Below are 19,704 nucleotides of genomic sequence, written 5' to 3' on the forward strand. Positions count from 1 at the left end.
CTTAATAGAAGTAAGACTATGAAAATAAAATTTAAAAAAAATTGCCGTTTATTGTTCTTTTTTTCATAAGGGCGCATAAAGTTTTGTTAGGTGGGTAAAGATTTGAATAAGTATTAAGACAGTCAGCAATGATTGTCTTTTTATTTTATGAGGTGTTAAAATTTTGTTCTTTGAAAATTAAATACAAGTGAATTAATAATGTTGGTATGTATTAAAGCACGATAAATTGTGGGTGGTCGCCATAACCAAAAGAAGTTTTTACCAGTTGATAGATAACATCCTATTAGCTATAGCAATTTGTTTCATTTTGCAATAAAAAAATGAATGGGTGGATTTCCTAAAAATATACACGCTATTAAATTAGTTCCAAGGGTAGGATGCGGATATTAAAGTGTAGAAATTTCTATATAGGGGATATACTAAGTTTAAAATTATTAAAATCTTTATCTAATTAAAAAATAGAATTTAATAACAAAGCTTGTTAAACACTTAAATCTGCGATATATAAGTGTTTAAAAAACTAAGTTAATTAACAACTTAGTTAATATAACTTAGTTTATTCATAAGAAAGGTAATTTACTATGAAAAACATTGAAAACATTTTCTTAAATACTAAAAAATATCTCTTAAAAGAAACAAAAAACGCAATGCTTATTAAAGCACCAAAAATTCCCTGATTTAATGAACAAATCGGCATTTGGTTTCCAAAGCGATTTGTTTATAAAGGAAAATACGAAAATTCTATTTGTATTGGAATAATAAAAGATAGTAAATATCAAGTAATTTCAATTAATCAACAAGAGCAAGAAACCAAGTTAATTAAAGGACAAGAATTATTAAGTTTCTTCATTGTCGAAAAAGAAAACAACAAAAAAGATATGAATTATAACTATTTTAAAGGAGTTTAAAAATGAATATTGCAATTGGACTAATGTTTATTATTATCAGCATAATGCTATCGGCATATTTTTCTTATAAAATTTATGCCAAAATAAAAATGCGAATTAAATATAAAAATGCCATTAAAAATAATACTGGTAATTTTACAAAAGACGAAAAAGTATTTATTGCCCGCTTTGAAGAATGAGTTAAAGCTCCTAATTCAAAAGAAAATAACGAGCATAAAAAATAATGTTTTGAGAAATTATTATGGAGTTCTTAAAACTGTTTGTTCCGATAGAAAAAATGCCTGCACAAGTTGCATTTATTGCCGGATTAATTATTATCATCACTTTTCTTTTCGCCTTAATTTCAATTATGTATTTACCAATAAAAATGATTTTTGGGAGATAAAAAATGACAATAAACTTAAAAGAATTTAATTGAGAACAAATTAAACAAACTTTCTGAGATTTATTTATTCAAATTACAACCATTCCGGCTCATATTACTGGTGGTAAAGAAATTGATTTAACCCAAGAAACACTTTGACTTTTAATGGCAAACATTGCTTTTTGATTATTAACAGCGATTATGGCCTGATTTATTCTAATGTTACTTTGAAAAACCATATCAGTATTTAGATAAAGACAAATGACGAATGCCTTAAGAAGAAAGGGGGTGATTATATGATTGGAACTTTCTTAGCCGAGGCACCAGCAAAAATAACAGCTAGTGATGCGATGACTAAATTGTGAAATGCAATTATAACAGCATTTACTAAAATGTGAGAAATTATTTCTGTTAATATGCCGCAAGTCGGTAACTTCTTTGCTGACTACTGAATCTTCATTTTTCCATTTATTTTAGCAATATTCTTTATTTGCTTTAAAATGTTTGAAAAATTACTTGGCGCAGTCCGCTAACAAAAAAATAAAGTGAGGTGCAAGATGAAATTTTGCAAATGAATAATAGAAAAAAATAACCATTTTATTGAATTAAATCGCACCTCATTTTTAATTTTATGACATTGCGGAGCAATTTGATACATTTACAACGGTTATTTTAAAAACATTGTGAGTTATTTATTTTTAGCAGGTTGTATTTTGATTTTCCTTTTTAAAATCGGTAATTTAAAACAAATTAACAAAGTTATTAATTTCTTAAAAAACTCACCATTAAACATTGTGATTGGTTCATTAGGAACTGGAAAAACCGCTTTTCTAGTATACGCATCAAAATTACTAAAAAAGAAGAAGTATCATATCGCCGCAACCTTTCCATTACTAGAAACCCAAAAATTAAGTTTAGGGCATATGGGTTTGTTAGACTTTGATTATCCGGTATTGCCAGATAAGACCTTACTGCTATGAGATGAAACTAATTTATTTTTAGAAGGAACTGATTGAGAAAAAAATAATACCAAAAATGAAGAAAGCGGTATTCAAGAGTATTTTGCTCTGGCACGCCATTTCGGTCATATTGTGCTGGCTAGTGGTCAAAGAGATAAACATATATGAGTTAAAGTTCGTGATATTGCCAACAATGTGATTGTGGGCATTCGCAAAAAACCAGTTAATATTTTTCGCCCCTACTTAAAAGTCATCTATGGTACCTTTACAAGCATTGAAGAATATGAACGCTGACGAAACACTTTAATTGATGCTAAAAATAGCAAAAGGGGGCGTTGCATTAAATATCGTGATATTCCTGAACTTGATATTTATTTTTTTAAACTAAAAATTCCGCTACCAATATTAAACACTTACAATTCTTTTTACCTAGAGTTTTTAAGAGATTACTTAAATGCAAAAGTAAATCCTGACTATGAAGATAAATACTATAATGACACCGCAATTGATTTAGAAGACTTAGAATACTTAAAAATGGATAAATTTAGCAAATTTTTAAGAAAAATGAAAGAAAAGGAATAATAAAAAATGGAAAATCTCGCAAAAATGGCCGACTTTCTCGCTCAAATGCTTTATAAAGTTTTTGACTTAATTTGAGGTTTAGAAGTGCCTGGAACGAATATTCAATTAATATTTCCTCTATTCTTAACGCTGGCTGTAGAATTTCTTATGGCAATTATTCTTGGATTTGGTAGTCAACAAGTTAATTTGGAAAAACAACGCCAATACGCGGTTAAAAATAAAGGGCGGTTAAGTGCGCGTGAGGAAAAGCTAAAAAACAAATAAAACCAATAAAAACAAACCAAGGTAACTAACGATGTTTAAACTAATTATTATTTTTATCTTAATAACTGTTCTTGGATTATTGGCTGGTAGTCATTTTGAAACTTTAACAAACTACATTAGCGAAGGCCTTGCCAATTTCCAAAAGTTTATTACTAGCAATTTAACAATTTTAGAACTATTTAAACCAATGGCACGAACATTTTCGCAACACCCAATTTTTACCATTCTTGGTGTTACTTGTGTACTGATTGCTTTATTTATTGTGATTAAAGGACGATAAAAAATATGAAAGGAGAGTTAAAATGAAAAAACTTTTAGGAAAATTATTTAAAAAAGATAATTTAAAAGAAAAAACGCCATTAAAATTAAGAATTAAAAATTCTTTTAAAAAGCAATGGTTAAAAATAGCATTAAGTACCATTTTCATCTTTATAAGCTTATTAATTTGTGCATTAACAGTAAGCGATACTAAATGAATAACCGGAACAAGTAACGAATTTAATGATTTTATGAACAAAGAAATGGTTAAATTCTTTGGTAAATTCAATAATGGTATTATGCTAGCAGGAATATTTGTTTTTTGATGAGGCGGAGCAATATATTTTGCACTTAAATTTGAAAAATTAATCCACTTGATTATTCAAAAAATTAAAGCAAAAAGAGCCTTGAAAAATGAAATCAAACAAACTCATTAATTCTTTAAAAAAATATTGATGAATAATACTTAATTACATTATATTCATATCTTTAAGTATAGTTTTATTATTACATACAGATATTGAAAATTTGCAACAATTTATTAAAAATTTTGGAACAATTGGTAAGTTAATGATTATAGGTTATTCATTAGTATGAGTAACCATAACACAAATAGTGAACTGTTTAATTCGTTTTGTATTAAAAAAGATTAAAACCAAAAGAACAATGAAAAATAAAATATTTTAAAAAGGAGTGATAAAAATGTTTATGAAAATATTTACTGTGATAATTATTAGTTTTAATAACATTTTTACGATTCCCCAAAATATTAACAATGACGAAACAAAAACACAACTAATTAGAAATAAAAGAGAAAGTGAAGAAACTTATGTGTTAAATTTATCAAATGTTAAAATTAAAATTACATATAACTATAACGATAAATATGAAATAGATTTTTATAACACCAAAAAAGAAGAAATTATTAATATTCCAAAGTGATTAAAATATGATGGAACTAGTAGCTGTGTAGAAAATTGAAGACCTAATTGTGGTTTAAAAAGTTTAAATTTTGAGAAAAATGATATAGTATGAAACGAGCTTAAAAGATTAAAAATTACAATAAAAAATGACAAAACGTTTGATAAAACAGAATTTATTGCCTCAAATACTCATGTTAAAGTTGCTAACAAAACAATTACTACTCCAATAAAAATACTATCTTTTAAAGCAGAAACACAAACCAAACCGACAACTGATATTAATTTGCCAGAAACAACCACCAAATTTGATGGAAACCATAATTATACAAATATCATTGATAATCTTGACTATTTAATGATTCATCGTGGTGATTTTGACAAATTTAATTATTCTTATCTTTATTGAACACCAGTATTTAATTTTATTGGCACCTTAGAAAAAGGTTATTACAAAGAATTTACCATTAAAAACCACGGTTTTAAAAATGAAAGCTATTTTTATCATAAAACTTCCAGCAGTGAAGATGAAATTAATAAAAATATTTTAAAAATTAAAGCTTTTAATAAAACCTTAATCGCAGGTAATGACTATTTACAATTATTACACGGTGAAAGTGAAATATGAAAATATGACACCAAAAGCACTAACGATTATTACCTAATTAAGTACCTTTTCGGAACATTAAATTATCTTAATGTTAAATTTAGTTTTCTACGCTATGACCCCGATTTACGAAATGACATTTACCTTTATTTTAAAAACAATATTCCTAGTATTAACAGTAATAATTATAAAAATACTTTTGATGAAATTTACGAAATTCTTGGTAACTTTTTTGCCAACTTATTTTATGCTACTTTTGACATGGACGAAAAAACTCATACTGAAATTGATTTTAAGGGAGTAGATAATTACAATAAGGATTACTTTATTCAAATCGGTTTCTTTTATCGCTCGTTAATTACCTTTTATCCCAAAAAATATTTAATCAATGTTGCTGGTAATTCGGAATTATTACTACGAAGTTATTTCTTTACTTTTGATAAAAAAACGCACCAAGATAATTTTAATGCTATTAAAAATAATAACAGTATCTATCAAATTGAATTTAATGTCCTTAAATCTTATGATAATAAACTCATCACTTTACCAACCAACAAAACCGCCAACAGTATTAATTATCTAAATACCGATATTGATATTCGCTATGGTATTAACATTTTTACCTTAACTTTTCCGCTTTATCACAAAAGTAATACCTATAACTATAATTTTAAAATTTATGACTTTAATGTTTTAAATTCCACAGCGTTTATTCCCGATGGTTCAAATAACAGTGAATGAGACGACTTAATTCCGCCGGCAAATTGTAAATATTCTGGGCGATGAATACCCACATTTAACGATATTGGCTGTGCGATTCAAAATGCTAGTATCAAAATGCTAAACTGAATTCTGACCGCTTCACAAGTCATTACCATTTTACGACCGCTAGCAATTATTGCGAAAGCAACAGTTAACTTTTCAACTGCTATTTTTCCAGTTTTTAAAACAGTGCCAGCTTTTTATTACACATTTCAGTTTTTAATCGGTTTTGCCATTTTTCTAATGATATTAAGAATTTTTGTATAATTATATATATATATATATATATATTGAAAAAATAAAATAAAGGAGTTAAAAAATGAAAATTTTAAGTATAATGGCTATTTTAGGATTAACAATATTACCCGTAACTGCTTGTTCAAACAAAAAAAACAATTGTCACCGGATGAATCGCTAATAATTAACGAATTAAATTTATCAAATGTTAAAATTCAAATTACATATAAATATAACGATAAATATACAATAAATTTTTATAGTACTAAAGAAGAAGAAGTTATTAATATTCCAAAGTGATTAAAATATGATGGAACTAGTAGTTGTGAAGAAAATTGAAGACCTAATTGTGGTTTAAAAAGTTTACATTTTGAGAAAAATGATATAGTATGAAACGAGCTTAAAAGATTAAAAATTAAAATAAAAAATGACAAGATTTTTGATAAAACAGAATTTATTGCCTCAAATATTCATGTTAAAATTGCTAATGAAACAATTACTACTCCAATAAAAATACTATCTTTTAAAGCAGAATTAAAAAATAATTAAACTGTAAAATGGGGATTGTATAATTAACTGCATCTCTAAGTAATTAACTTAAATTCATTCTGTTTTCAACTTTTATCATTAAATGTGAAATCGCACTACCCCGATTTTGAATTGGCATCGTTCATTTTTTAACCATATTTTGAAATAATAAATAAAATATTTTAAAAACTGATGAGTGATTAGGAAAAATCTTTTTATTCTTAATAACTAAGCAACTTTTATTTTTTTCTATTTTAACAAAATAAAAAAGCAGTATTTAAACTTAAATACTGCTTTAGTAAAAATATTTTTAATCTTAATTTAAATAATTAACAAATATATTAAATTTGAAGTTAGGTTGTTGTACATAACACATATAAGAAATATTTTTCTCTTTTAATTAATAATGTTAAAAAATTTATTCTATTCCTAGTCAATCGGCTTCGGTGTTGGTTATAATGACAAAACCATTAAATAAAAACCAGTAATTTTAATTAATTACTGGTTTGAATATTTTTTATTTTTACAAGAGATTAAACTTATTGTATTTGTTACAATTAAAGTGATTGATTATATAATATTTCCAATATTTTTTTCGTATTATTTTACTTTATGAAACTCAATGTTAGCATCAAATCCTTGTTTTAATGACCTATTTGCAGCCCCATTAAAAGTTATACTATCATTATTATTTATAGCAATTTCTTGTGGCAAAAGATTATATTCTTTTAATTTTTGCATAATTTCTTTAATTGAAATTTCAAATGATTTTTCTTCATTGCTTGTATTTGTTATTTGTGAAGTAATTTCACCATAAATATTTTGTGTTAATTTTAATGTTACTTGTGCTAAAACTTCATCTAACGAAGCAGTAACCTTAATTTTTTGATTTGGGTTAACTTCAATTTCTTGTGAAGGCAATTCCACTTCTAAAGATGTTTTTTCTTCTTCTGTTTTACTGTTTGATAAATCAAATGTATTACTTAAAGTCTTTGTTTCTGAAGATGTATTTGTTTTGGAAGAACCATATTCTCCTCCAACACCCAATTTTGTATCAATAGTTGTTAATGCAGTAGCAAGAGGTCAAAAATTAGCTTCAGCCGTCATACTTACACCAAGTTCAAAATTTCAATTATGTTTCATATCTGAACTTGAACTTTGTTCTGAACTTTTCTCTTCACTTTCAGTTTTGCTTAAACCTGTTGTAATTTGAGTACTTATAGTTGTTTCTTTTGTATATTTACAATTTGGTGTTTGCATATTCTGTTTTTGAGGTAAATTATGAAATAATGTGGTTGTCCCAAAACAGATGTTTTTACTATTTTTAGTGTATGTTGGTTCAATATTTTTTGTTGCTGTTACATTTGAATATATTAAATTATCTGAATTAATATTTTTAATTTCTTTTATAGTAATTCCTTGATTTTTATCTCGATAACTTAAAAATATCCCTTTTTTAATTAGTTCGTTTAAATTAATAATTTTATTTTGCTGATTATTTATAACATAGTATATTTTCTTTTCACCAAAATATTTGTCACTATCTGCTTTCGCTCTAATTATAGCTGATATATTTGTTTTATTAGTTACTTCTAATTTTGAAGTATCCAATTCTGGATTTAAATAATTTAATTCATTTAAAATTACTTCATCACTGTTGTTGTTAATTGTTTTTAAATTATTAATAGTAATAATATTACTTAATATTTTAGTAAGATGATATTCATAAACACTATGATCATTTGAACCAAAATACAGTTTGTTGTTGAACACTATTCCTGAAGAAGTAACCCAGTCGTTTGTTGTAATGACAACTTTTTGTTGTTGTGTTACTGGATCATATTCATAAACTTTACCATCATTTGAACCAAAATACAGTTTGTTGTTGAACACTATTCCTGAAGAAATAACCTCGCCGTTTGTTCTAATAACAATTTTTTGTTTTTCTAATTTTTGAATATTTTCTCTTTTACTTCTAATTAATTTTTCTAAATCATTTGTTTGTGAATAATTAATTTCTTTATTTATTACTTTATTTTCTGGTATTTCTGATGAGGCGTTCGCTAAGATTATTGGTGTTATGCTCGATAAACTCGTAATTGTTGTTAGCATAACGAGTAATTTTTTCATATTAATCAAATCCTTTTCGTGAATTTTTGCTAATTAATAAAATTTATAGTACTTTTTCCCTTTCTCCAAAAAATTAATCTAGAGCCTCTTTGCCTTGGAATTTAATTATATAACATTAAATAATAATTTCTATAATTTTTTCAGGATATTGAATACTAGTTCTAAAAAACATTTATCATTAAAGCAAAAAAATAAGCTAACTAAACTTTATTAAAGTTACTATCAAGAAAGGTAATTTATTATGTTAAAAATTAATAATAATGTAAAAAACCCAGAAAATAAACATTGATTCAGTTTATTTATAACCCATAAAAATATGTACACCAACAAATGCGAACAACTAGCTAATGAATACGAAAAATTAGATGAATACTTATATAAATATCATTATCGGTTAAAACAAGGTTATAAAGTAGTTCATTTTGTCTCAAGAACAATTATTACAATTTTTGGTGAAGTTATTTTTAAACGACGCCGATATAAATATTGAAATCAAAAATCAGGTAAATTTGAATATGTATGTTTACTAGATAAAGAAATTGGTTTATTGCCCAAACAACGCATTTATTTTGATGTCCAATTTAAAGTTTTAAGTCTTTTGGGTGATGGCAAACGCTATCGCGATGTTTTAGATGCTCTAAATCATTGTTATATTTCAAAAGGTAGTATTTCAAATATTTTAAATAAATACGATATTGCCGAATATTTTCAACTCGCAGAAAAAGAAACTAAAACTAGAATTGATGTTAAAAATAAGGATTTATATATTCACCTAGATGAGACATTTTTAGCGACATTAGATCAGAAAGTTAAACAAGACCAAAGAATTCGTTTAGTTACTTTTCATACCGGGCATAAAGAAAAAAATTACAAAAATGCTCGTAGAGAATTAGAAAACAAACGAGGTCATTTTCTAATGTTAAAAGTTGGTAAACGAATAAATACGATGGATTATCGTGACTTATTAATTAGAGAATTACAAAAACATTATGTGAATATTAATTATGACAAAATAATTGTTTGTGGTGACGGTGCTACTTGAATTAGAGAAATTGCCAATAGTTTTGGTAATGTTAGATATATTTTAGATGGGTATCACGCTATTAAAAAATTAAAACAAACGGCATTTAATATTATTTTTGAAAATCGCAAAGTAACACTAAATAGTTGAATTGAATTATATAAAAATGGAAATCATCAAGAATTGATAAAAAACATTCGTAATGCCGCTAAAAATGAATTAAATAAAGATATTAAAACAAATTTAAGGAGGGCGAGTAATTATTTCAGTAATAATAAGCACGGCATTCATAATCAAAATTTAGAATGAAATATCGGTTGTAGCATCGAGAGTGATGTATCGCATTTAGTAAAACAACAATTAGGGTATGGGGCAAAAATATATAATCATAAGAATTTAAATAACTTATTACATTTAAGAATGGCAAATTTAAACAAATTAAATGTATTACATTATATTAATGAAAATATTAATTCAGAAATAGAAATCAGAAAAGAAATATATAAAAATTCATTATGAAATAAATATAATAATAAAAATGATGATAGTTGAATTAATTATAAAGGTAATGCTGTAACAAATAAATATAATAGATTTAAGTAAGTAAAAATATAAAATTAATATATATTAGTGAAAATTTAATAATATTAATAATTTTTATTGTGTAAAAATTCAATAATATGATAAAATGGTAATGAATAAAAATGACAATAACAAGAAAGGCAGGGTTAGTTTAATAATTAAATAATATAATTAGCTGATTGTTTTACTTCTTCAAAGCAATACCTAAGAAAACTAAACGCGACCTTTTCATAATTTGAATTTGCTTTATTTTTCTAAAAAGTTTAAAATTGTCTTGCATTGTTTTATAAAAGTTGAGGTTTAATTTATGAAAAGAAAAATAATGAAATATTGAGTAGTGTTATTATTATCAGTTTCTCAAATTTTAACCTTAGCTGCTTGTACTTTTCGTTATCAAACTAAGATTGATGAAGGCATCGCTGCTAAATTAAATGATTTTTCGGCAATTACTGGCGAAATTACTAAAGCAATAATATTAAGTAGAGAAAAAAAATGAGATGCTTCGCAAGTTATTAATGATATTTTAGAAAATAAAGTTGATAATTTAATTTTTAAAAATATTTCTTATTCGTATTTTGGACAAACCAATGATAATAATTGATTCCCTCGTCATCAAGAGTTTTTTGCTTCGCAAGATTTAGCTAATAAAGTTATTAACTCTAATGATAAATATGTAAAACCCTATGCTGATTTAATTAGTCAAAATAATATTTTAGGTAAAATTCGAACATATGGTTCAATTTTTAACACTTTAACTGTTGATACATTAAAAGAAATTTTTAATAGTGGGTCTGTTTTAGATCCCATTATGAATTTTTTAACTAAAAGTAATATTGAAAGTTTTTGAAATGATTATAATGCTGGTGGTTATGCTGATATTATTACTGAATTACGAAATAATCTTACTGAACATAATGATAATTTTGTTGGCAAAGCAACATATGCTCAAGCACTACAGTGGTCACAAAAAAGAATTAAAAAAATAATTGTTCAAATTGGTTGTAAGAAAGAAAATTATGAAAAAAAAGAAAATTATGAAGAGAAAGAAAAGATAGAAAAAGAAAAAGCTGAAAGTTCTTGTAAAGGATATGATAGTAAAGATGATACCGAAGTAGAAGCTGCTTATGATACAATGATGGCAACATTTGGTATTGAAGTAGATGATAATCATGTTTCAATAATAACTAATAAATATATATTAGAAAATTTTCAAAATGGATTTAAAGATCTAAAAAATATTATTTCATTGTTAGTACCAATTTTACCAGTTATTTCTTATGTAATGAAAATGTATGTTAGTATTCCTTTTGATGATCCCAATAAGATTTGGTACAAAGTTAGTAAAATTCCTAAAGAAATTCAACAAGCTATTAATGAGCAATTGAGTACGACATATGTTGGTTTCGATCAATCAGTAATTAGTAATTTAAAAAATAAGTTAACAAAAGTATTTTCTTTAAATGATGGCGGATTAAGTTTACGAAAGTTATTATTAATTATGAGATTAACCGCACAATTAAATGAATTAGTTAAGAAAATTAACATAACTTTCTTAAAGTCTTTTGATTATCCATTAATTGATGTGGTTTCAGCTGGTGGTGGTTGTGTGGGATTTAATAGTTTTTTTTGTAAAAATACTGATTTTTTCCCATTAGCATTTCCTAAAATTAAAGATATATTAGATTCCATTTTTGGAACTGTTAAAAAATATTTAAATTTTCTTCCTAATGATACAAATATTAATTTAAATGATGTTTTAACCGCAATTAATAAGTTAGTCGGTGTAATTCAAAATGAGGTGTTAACAGAAGCAAAGATTAACAAGATTCTTGCTGCCATTGAAATTGACAACGAGCATGCAAAAGTGGCATTATTAGAAATCCTTGGATATAATGGTCAGAAAGGTGAATTAATACCGAATGGAGTATTGGATACTCTTATTACGACTATTAGCTCTTGTAAAGAAGAAGATGATTCCAATTGTATAACCGAGGTTGCTAAATTGTTAACAATGTTAACAAGCGAAAACGGAATTTTAGATCGCATTGTTAATGATAATAATGGCACTATTAATATGAAATATCGGAGATTTTATCAAGATAGTAATTATTGAAGAATTACTAATACGAAAATGCAGTATAATGCTATTGATAATTCATTAGAAGTATCATATGATATTAGTTTTTCCCAAGGTAAGATGAATAATATTTATTCAATTAAATGAAAAACAAAAAACTATTACAATAGTCTTGCTAGCAATAATTTTAAAATTGTAGCATTTAGGAATAAGGAGATTAAATAAAATGAAAAATACAAAATGGGCATTAATTGGACGAATAGTAATTTCGTTAGCATTTTTTTTAATGATTGTTTATGGTTTTGTGGAGCTAGTTAAGTCTAAATTTGTTATTTATGATACTGTTGTTTTAAAACTAAATTTTTGAACTAGTAATTTTGCTCAAACATTATGGAATATATTAATTATTATTGGTTTTTTTACATTTGTTATTACAAATATTTGAGGTTTAAAAAGAAGGATTTTCTTTTGAATAATTGGTAGTATTTATATAATTATTGGTTTTTTAACATTTATCTTTACAATTATTGATAATACTGATAATGGCGAGAGAATGGCAATTGGATTAGTTATTTCTTTACTATTAATGATTGGGGCGGGATTTTTATTACTAGTTGCCTATCGAATGAAAAATAAAGAGATTGTTGCTAATAATTGAAAATTTTGAGAGAAAAATAAGTCTGCCAGTCCTGCATAGTTAAAAATAAAAACAGCAAAATCCTTGCTGTTTTTATTTTTGACAAGTTTATTTGTTATAATAATTTAAGAAATGAAATAGAATTAGGTGAAAATTTTTTAATGAAGAAAATATTATTAGTTGATGGTAATGGTTTAGTTTTTCGAGCATATTACGCAACTGCATATAGTAATTCCATAACTTTACGAGCAAATGATGGGACACCAACTAATGCTTTGTTAGGTTTTATTACAATGTTAGAAAAGATTTTAAAACAAAATTATGATTTAGTTTTGGTTGCTTTTGATGCTGGACCTAAAAATTTTCGTTATGGAATATTACCTAGTTATAAAGAAAAACGCGTTAAAACCCCACAAGAATTATTACAGCAATTACCATTAGTTCGTGAGTTTTTAGATGCCTATGGAATTCAATGATATGAACATCCTGATTTTGAAGCTGATGATATTATTGCTACGATTAATAAAAAGGCAATTGATTTAAATTGAGAAATTGAAATTTTGTCATCGGATGGTGATTTAGAACAGTTATTATCTGCTAATACGGTAATTGTTAAACCGAAGCAGGGATTATCACAAGTAGAAATTATTAATGTTGATTCATTAAAAGCAAGATGAGATATATCCCCAAACCAAATACCTGATTTAAAAGGATTAAAAGGTGATGCTAGTGATAATCTTCCAGGTATTAAAGGCATTGGTGAAAAAACTGCTTTATCATTGTTACATCAATTTGGAACATTAGAAAATATTATTACGCATCAAGAGGAATTAAAAACAGCGGTTAAAGAAAAAATTGTGAATAATGCTAATATTGGTTTATTATGTAAAGAAATGGCGTCTTTAAGATATGATGTTCCTTTTCCTAAGGATTTATCTTCGTTAACAATTAATACAGATTTAAATCGCTTAGAAGAATTTTATTTAAAATATAATTTGAAATCATTAGTTAATCGTTTAGAGACAAATAATCCTTCACAAGATAATAATAATAAAGATCAAGGTAAAATTTTAAATAAGTGAGATGCTAATTATAATTGTGTTGAAAATGCGTTATTTGTTGAAATGAATGGTGATAATTATTATACTTCAGACATTATTGGGTTTGGCGTTGTTAACGATAAAGGAGCATTTTATTTAGATTATCTTGTTGCTAGTACTGATGAATTATTTTTAGCATTTTTAAAAGATGAAAAATGTTTAAAAGATGTTTTTGATTTGAAGAAAGTTATTAATGGTTGTAAATGACATCATATTGAAGTTAAAGGTATTGCTTTTGATTTACAATTAGCAAGTTATATTTTAAATGCGAATATGAAAGTAACGATTAATAATGTTATTAATTATTTTGCTGAACAAACTTTTATGAATGATGAAATGTTTTATGGTAAAAATCAAAAAAAAGTTGTACGAGAATTACAAGAAGTTGCTGGTTTTATTACTAGAAAAGCTTGATGAATTTTACATTTAAAACCGCTTCTTAGTAAGAAATTAGAACAACAACAACAATTAGAGTTGTATAAAAATATTGAGTTTCCTTGTGCTTTTGTATTGGCAAAAATGGAGTTTCACGGTATTCGTGTTGATATGGAACAATTAGAACAGTTAACAAAAGAAGTATTAAAAATTGTCACCCAATTAAATGAAGAAATTAATAGTTTAGCACAACAAGATGTTAATCCTAATTCTCCTAAACAATTAAAAGAATTATTATTTGATGTGTTAAAATTACCTGATTTACAAAAAGGTAGTACGGCACAAGAAGTATTAATGCAATTACAAATGCAACAATTGCATCCAATTATTGATAAAATTTTGGAATATCGTAAATATCAAAAAACTTATTCAACTTATTTAAAAGGTTTGGAAAAATATATTTTCGCAGATGGTAAGGTGCATACGATTTATAATCAAACTAATACAACAACAGGAAGGTTATCTTCACAAGAACCTAATATGCAAAATATTAGTATTCATGATGTTCATCAAAAATTAGTTCGTAAAGTGTTTGTTCCTAATGATTCTGGCACACAAGTAGTATTATCTAGTGATTACTCGCAAATTGAATTAAAAGTTTTAGCACATATGGCTAATGTTAAAGAATTAATTAAAGCATTTAAAAATAATGAAGATATTCATTCATTGACTGCTAGTAAAATATTTTCTATTAATCAAACTGAAGTTAGTGAACAGCAACGAAGAGTTGCAAAAACTGTTAATTTTGGGATTGTGTATGGTATTTCTGATTTTGGTTTAAGTAAACAATTAATGATTTCTATTAGCGAAGCAAAAAAAATTATTGAACGATATTTTGCTGTTTTTCCTGAAATTCGTCATTATATGGATAATACAATTAAATTTTGTCAAGAACATAAATTTGTTAAAACTTTATTCAATCGGATTCGATACATTCCAACAATTAATGATCGGAATTGAGTAGCTAAACAAGCAGCAGAACGCGTTGCAATTAATGCTCCGATTCAAGGAACAGCAGCTGATATAATTAAATTAGCTCTAATTAAAATTGATCAGCAATTAGAACAAAATAATTTAAAATCGTATCTTGTTGCTCAAGTTCATGATGAGTTGATTGTTGAAGTATATGAAAATGAATTAGAAATTGTTAAAAAAATTGTTAATTCAGCAATGAATTTAGCAACAAAATTGCAGGTGCCCTTAACGGTTGATATTAATATAGGAAATAATTGATATGAAGTATAAAGGAAATTAAGTTAATGCCAGAATTACCAGAAGTAGAAACTGTTCGTGCTAGTTTACAACCTTTCGTTTGCAATCAAGTTATTACAGGAATTAGAATTTATTGAAGTTCGGTAATTAAACAACCCGACTTAGTATCATTTCGAAAATTGATTGTTGGTCAAAAAATTCTTGATTTAAAAAGAAAAGCAAAACATTTAATTTTTGAATTAGAAGATTTTGTGTTAATTAGTCATTTACGAATGGAAGGCAAATATTATTATCAAAATCTTAATGATAATATTGAATGAAAACATGTTTTATTAGTTTTAGAATTAAGTAATGGTTGTGAATTAAGATATCATGATACAAGAAGATTTGGTACTTTTCATTTGCAAAAAAAGGATGAATATGAACAATTAGCACCATTAATCAAAGTGGGACCAGAACCTTTTGAATCAAGGGCTACTGTTGATTATTTACAAAAGAAATTTAAAAATAAGAACCGAGCTATTAAAACAATGCTGTTAGATCAAAGTATTATTAGTGGTTTAGGAAATATTTATGTTGATGAGGTATTATTTGCTAGTAAAATTCATCCGGTTACTAGGTGTAATAAATTAGAAACCGAGCATTTAAAAGCAATTTTAAATAATGCGAAACAAATTTTAACACAAGCGATTAACTTAAAAGGAACAACAATTGCTAGTTATACTTCTAATGTTGGTGTTAAAGGGACATATCAGCAGTTATTGAAAGTGCATACAAGAGAAGCATTAGCGTGTTATGTTTGTTCTTCAATAATTGAAAAAATTAAGCTTAATGGTCGTGGTACATATTTTTGCTGTCAATGTCAGAATAAATTATAAGTTGTGAATTATGTGGATAAGTAAATTAAAGCATCTTATTTATAAGATATTTTTAGGACTAAGTTGTGGATAACTTAGTGGGTAATTATTTTTTTATTGTTTATTATTTACATCGTTATTATTCTGTCATAGAATAAATAAGACAATAAGGTGGAGATAAAAATGTTACAATCAGAAGAAAAATTTCAAATAATTATTAATTCTCATATTTGTAGTGAAACGCAAAAGATAGTTCAACATTTATATCAACCAATTATTGGTGTTAATGCTGTTTCGCTATATTTTGCTTTATTAAATGAACAATTATCAATGAAAGTTTTAAATTTAGATAATTCGCATTTACGCTTGCAAAATTTATTACAATTATCATTACTGGAAATTGAAGTTGCGAGAAATCGGTTAGAAGCAATAAATTTACTTGATGTTTATCGTAATAATACTAATATTGGTGTTACTTATTACTATGAATTATTTGCTCCGATGGCACCACAAGACTTTTTTAATCATCAGCAATTTAATCAATTGCTAATTAATAATCTTTCTCTTAATGATTATGAACGAACAAAGTTTTTATTTATGCAATATCAAGAAAATCTGTCAAGTTATAAAAAAATTACGAAATGCTTTAATGAAATATTTTCTTTATCAATAGTAAAAGCAGATGCTTCTAGTGCTGATTTTATTTTCCAAACCAATCATTTGCCAGAAACTAATAACCAATCATTAGAAGTTGCTAATGAAGATATGAAAAATCCTTTACAAAAAAAAATTTATGAGATGCAAACAATATCACCATATAAATATTTAACATTATTACAAAATTTTCCTTTACAAGCGAAAGATTTACAGTTATTGGCTAAGTTATTAGTTACTTATACTTTGTCACCAGAAGTTACTAATTGCTTAATTGAATATGTGTGATATAAAAATAATAAACTTTTGGTTATGGGTTATTTAGAAAAAATTGCGAGCACATTACAACAAAAGCAGATTACTACTGTTGAACAAGCAATGATATATTTAAGAACTGCTTATGTTCAAAGTTTTAATAAGGGAAAAGTAAAATTTAATAAAATTGTAAAAAAATCAAAATTTGATTATGAAATTAAATGAAATACAGGTATTATTCCAAAATGGTTACAAGAAGACCCCCTTTATCAAACATAATTATGGAAGGAAGTGATTGTTATGGATATTTATCATCGGATTCAAAAAACTAAGATTATTGCTTTGCAAAAATTTATTGCTGAACATCAATTATTAAAAAAAGATTTATTACGAAATAGTGATATTTTAGAAAAATATTTAAATAATTTTGTTGAATGTTTGGATGGTTTGAATTGAAATGAATGTCAACAATTAATTCCTGGATATCGGTTAGAATTAGTTTATGAAAATCAACGGATTTATTTAGAAATGCAAGATTGTTTACATCGTCAATATTTACGAGCTAATGATAAAATTCGTAATAATTATTTAATTTGTCATTTTCCTTTATCAATGATTAATTTATCATTAGAAAGTGATTTTCATTTACCAGAAAATGATTTTATTCGCATAAAATTAAAAGAATATTTTATTAATTTCCTTAAAAAAGAGCAAACAACAGGATTATATATTTATGGTGCTCCTGGTATTGGTAAAACTTATATTTCTATTTTATTAGCTAATAGTTTAGTTCGGAATGATTATAAAGTATGTTTTGTTTTTGTTCCCCAATTAATGAGTCAATTAAAACAAGCGATTTCAAAAGCAACTAATTCATTAGCTAGTGATATTTATAAGCTCCAAACTTGTGATGTGTTATTTTTAGATGATTTAGCTGGTGAACCCGTATCGGAGTGAACTCGTGATGAGATTTTATTTAGTATTTTAAATTATCGGATGCAACATAATTTATCAACATTTTTTACTTCTAATTATGATATGGGTAACTTACAAGAATATTATAGTCGTAATGCTAAATATAAAAATATTGATATTGTGAAATCAATTCGGTTAGTAGAAAGAATTAGATACTTGGCAAAACCAGCATTATTAGGGGGCGATGTGCTTCGGAAATATGCCCAATAAATTGGCAATGATTTGCAATGTCTTTGGTAATTTCTAGATAGTGTTTTAGAAGAAAATTACTAATTTAATTGTAAAATAAAGGAGTTATTTGTATAATTATTGCAGTGCATATAGGAGGAAAACAGAATGACAAAGAAAAGAATTGCAATTAATGGGTTTGGACGCATTGGTCGTTTAACTTTAAGAATATTAATGAATTATGAAAATATTGAGGTTGTAGCAATTAATGATTTAGGTGATGTTAAGATGTTAGGTCATTTATTAAAATATGATTCAGCACAAAAGCGATTTGATAAGGAAGTTACTACTAAGGAATCAAGTTTAGTTATTGATGGTCATGAAATTAAAATTGTATCTGAAAAGGATCCTAAAAATTTACCGTGAAAAGAGTTAAATATTGATGCTGTTGTTGAATCAACAGGGTTATTTGTTACTAAGGAAAGTGCAGCAGCTCATATAGCTGCGGGAGCTAAAAAAGTTATCATTTCAGCACCTGCGGGAGCTGATTTAAAAACCGTTGTGTTTAATGTTAATCATCATGAAATTATTGCTAGTGATACTATTATCTCCGCGGCATCTTGTACAACTAATTGTTTAGCACCAATGGCACAAGTATTAGATGAAAAATTTGGTATTAAAACTGGGGTGATGACAACAATTCATGCTTATACTAATGATCAAAATATTTTGGATGGGCCACATCGTAAAGGTGATTTTAGAAGAGCAAGAGCAGCGGCAGTTAATATTATTCCAAATACTACGGGAGCTGCTAAAGCGATTGGGTTAGTATTACCAAATTTAAAAGGAAAATTAGATGGTGCAGCTCAAAGAGTACCAGTAGTTACTGGTTCAATTACTGAGTTAACTGTCCTTTTAAATAAAAAGGTAACAGTTGCTGATATTAATGAAGCAATGAAAAATGCTGCTAATGAATCTTTTGGTTATACTGAAGATCCGATTGTTTCTAGTGATGTTATTGGTATTAGTTATGGTTCATTATTTGATGCTACGCAAACTAAAGTAATGACTTTAAGAGACGATCAATTAATCCAAGTTTTTGCTTGATATGATAATGAAATGTCATATGTTAATCAACTATGCCGAACAGTTAATCATATTGCAAACTTAATGGAATAAATAATGGCTAAGGTGGATACCTTAGTTTTTATT

The 19,704-nt window shown here is 26.0% G+C and carries 20 protein-coding genes and 1 pseudogene; 19 read left to right on the forward strand and 2 right to left on the reverse strand.

The genetic code is table 4. From position 1 onward, the window contains the following. Positions 1 to 581: 581 nt before the first annotated feature. The 11 genes from AAHN02_RS04585 (at position 582) to AAHN02_RS04635 (ending at position 6,410) form a co-directional block, all read left to right on the forward strand. Positions 582 to 908 (forward strand): hypothetical protein, encoded by a 327-nt coding sequence (locus AAHN02_RS04585; RefSeq protein WP_342277463.1) that lies wholly within the window; start codon positions 582 to 584, stop codon positions 906 to 908. A gap of 2 nt (positions 909 to 910) precedes the next feature. Then, positions 911 to 1,132 carry a hypothetical protein gene (locus AAHN02_RS04590; protein WP_342277464.1) on the forward strand — a complete coding sequence of 74 codons (222 nt, stop codon included), beginning with the start codon at positions 911 to 913 and terminating at the stop codon, positions 1,130 to 1,132. After that, positions 1,132 to 1,293: a hypothetical protein gene (locus tag AAHN02_RS04595; protein WP_338982040.1), complete on the forward strand. Its 162-nt coding sequence runs from the start codon at positions 1,132 to 1,134 to the stop codon at positions 1,291 to 1,293. Before AAHN02_RS04590 ends, AAHN02_RS04595 begins: the two co-directional genes overlap by 1 nt. Positions 1,294 to 1,296: 3 nt before the next feature. Beyond that, positions 1,297 to 1,527, forward strand: a complete 231-nt coding sequence (locus tag AAHN02_RS04600) for a hypothetical protein (RefSeq protein WP_342277465.1) — start codon at positions 1,297 to 1,299, stop codon at positions 1,525 to 1,527. A gap of 41 nt (positions 1,528 to 1,568) precedes the next feature. Further along, positions 1,569 to 1,805, forward strand: coding sequence for a hypothetical protein (locus tag AAHN02_RS04605; RefSeq protein ID WP_342277333.1), 237 nt, complete (start codon positions 1,569 to 1,571; stop codon positions 1,803 to 1,805). A 24-nt stretch (positions 1,806 to 1,829) separates the two neighbouring features. Then, positions 1,830 to 2,813, forward strand: coding sequence for a hypothetical protein (locus tag AAHN02_RS04610; RefSeq protein WP_342277466.1), 984 nt, complete (start codon positions 1,830 to 1,832; stop codon positions 2,811 to 2,813). Positions 2,814 to 2,819: 6 nt separating this feature from the next. Next, a complete protein-coding gene (locus AAHN02_RS04615; RefSeq protein WP_342277467.1) occupies positions 2,820 to 3,077 on the forward strand; it encodes a hypothetical protein in 258 nt (85 codons plus the stop codon). A gap of 31 nt (positions 3,078 to 3,108) precedes the next feature. Beyond that, positions 3,109 to 3,357, forward strand: coding sequence for a hypothetical protein (locus AAHN02_RS04620; RefSeq protein WP_215826579.1), 249 nt, complete (start codon positions 3,109 to 3,111; stop codon positions 3,355 to 3,357). A 22-nt stretch (positions 3,358 to 3,379) separates the two neighbouring features. After that, the gene (locus tag AAHN02_RS04625; protein WP_342277336.1) at positions 3,380 to 3,772 is read left to right on the forward strand and encodes a hypothetical protein; all 393 of its coding nucleotides are present in this window, start codon (positions 3,380 to 3,382) and stop codon (positions 3,770 to 3,772) included. Between the two features lie 271 nt (positions 3,773 to 4,043). Then, positions 4,044 to 5,891, forward strand: a complete 1,848-nt coding sequence (locus AAHN02_RS04630) for a hypothetical protein (RefSeq protein WP_342277468.1) — start codon at positions 4,044 to 4,046, stop codon at positions 5,889 to 5,891. 129 nt (positions 5,892 to 6,020) lie between these two features. Further along, on the forward strand, positions 6,021 to 6,410 hold the full coding sequence (locus AAHN02_RS04635; RefSeq protein ID WP_342277339.1) for a hypothetical protein: 390 nt from the start codon (positions 6,021 to 6,023) through the stop codon (positions 6,408 to 6,410). Between the two features lie 43 nt (positions 6,411 to 6,453). Here AAHN02_RS04635 and AAHN02_RS06435 read toward each other — a convergent pair. Beyond that, positions 6,454 to 6,618, reverse strand: a pseudogene (locus AAHN02_RS06435) (IS256 family transposase); the annotation flags it as partial. Positions 6,619 to 6,989: 371 nt separating this feature from the next. Next, positions 6,990 to 8,519 carry an ETX/MTX2 family pore-forming toxin gene (locus tag AAHN02_RS04640; protein ID WP_342277469.1) on the reverse strand — a complete coding sequence of 510 codons (1,530 nt, stop codon included), beginning with the start codon at positions 8,517 to 8,519 and terminating at the stop codon, positions 6,990 to 6,992. Positions 8,520 to 8,760: 241 nt separating this feature from the next. Between AAHN02_RS04640 and AAHN02_RS04645 the strand changes: the two genes are divergently transcribed. The 8 genes from AAHN02_RS04645 to gap all read left to right on the forward strand — a co-directional run bounded on the left by AAHN02_RS04645 (position 8,761) and on the right by gap (position 19,671). Then, the gene (locus tag AAHN02_RS04645) at positions 8,761 to 10,143 is read left to right on the forward strand and encodes an Mbov_0401 family ICE element transposase-like protein (RefSeq protein WP_342277470.1); all 1,383 of its coding nucleotides are present in this window, start codon (positions 8,761 to 8,763) and stop codon (positions 10,141 to 10,143) included. A 286-nt stretch (positions 10,144 to 10,429) separates the two neighbouring features. After that, the gene (locus AAHN02_RS04650) at positions 10,430 to 12,424 is read left to right on the forward strand and encodes a hypothetical protein (protein WP_342277471.1); all 1,995 of its coding nucleotides are present in this window, start codon (positions 10,430 to 10,432) and stop codon (positions 12,422 to 12,424) included. Position 12,425: 1 nt separating this feature from the next. Next, the gene (locus AAHN02_RS04655; RefSeq protein WP_342277472.1) at positions 12,426 to 12,896 is read left to right on the forward strand and encodes a hypothetical protein; all 471 of its coding nucleotides are present in this window, start codon (positions 12,426 to 12,428) and stop codon (positions 12,894 to 12,896) included. Positions 12,897 to 12,997: 101 nt separating this feature from the next. Next, entirely contained in the window at positions 12,998 to 15,616 is a 2,619-nt protein-coding gene (gene polA / locus AAHN02_RS04660) for a DNA polymerase I (RefSeq protein ID WP_342277473.1), read from the forward strand. Between the two features lie 14 nt (positions 15,617 to 15,630). Next, entirely contained in the window at positions 15,631 to 16,461 is an 831-nt protein-coding gene (gene mutM / locus AAHN02_RS04665) for a DNA-formamidopyrimidine glycosylase (protein ID WP_342277474.1), read from the forward strand. Between the two features lie 162 nt (positions 16,462 to 16,623). Continuing rightward, positions 16,624 to 17,628 carry a DnaD domain protein gene (locus AAHN02_RS04670; RefSeq protein WP_342277475.1) on the forward strand — a complete coding sequence of 335 codons (1,005 nt, stop codon included), beginning with the start codon at positions 16,624 to 16,626 and terminating at the stop codon, positions 17,626 to 17,628. 21 nt (positions 17,629 to 17,649) lie between these two features. Beyond that, positions 17,650 to 18,534 (forward strand): ATP-binding protein, encoded by an 885-nt coding sequence (locus AAHN02_RS04675; RefSeq protein ID WP_342277476.1) that lies wholly within the window; start codon positions 17,650 to 17,652, stop codon positions 18,532 to 18,534. A gap of 126 nt (positions 18,535 to 18,660) precedes the next feature. Continuing rightward, complete coding sequence (gap, locus tag AAHN02_RS04680; protein WP_342277477.1) at positions 18,661 to 19,671, forward strand: type I glyceraldehyde-3-phosphate dehydrogenase; 1,011 nt, start codon at positions 18,661 to 18,663, stop codon at positions 19,669 to 19,671. Positions 19,672 to 19,704: the final 33 nt, after the last annotated feature.

The sequence above is a fragment of the Spiroplasma endosymbiont of Nephrotoma flavescens genome, assembly GCF_964030835.1.
Taxonomy (GTDB): Bacteria; Bacillota_I; Bacilli_A; order Mycoplasmatales; family Nriv7; genus Nriv7.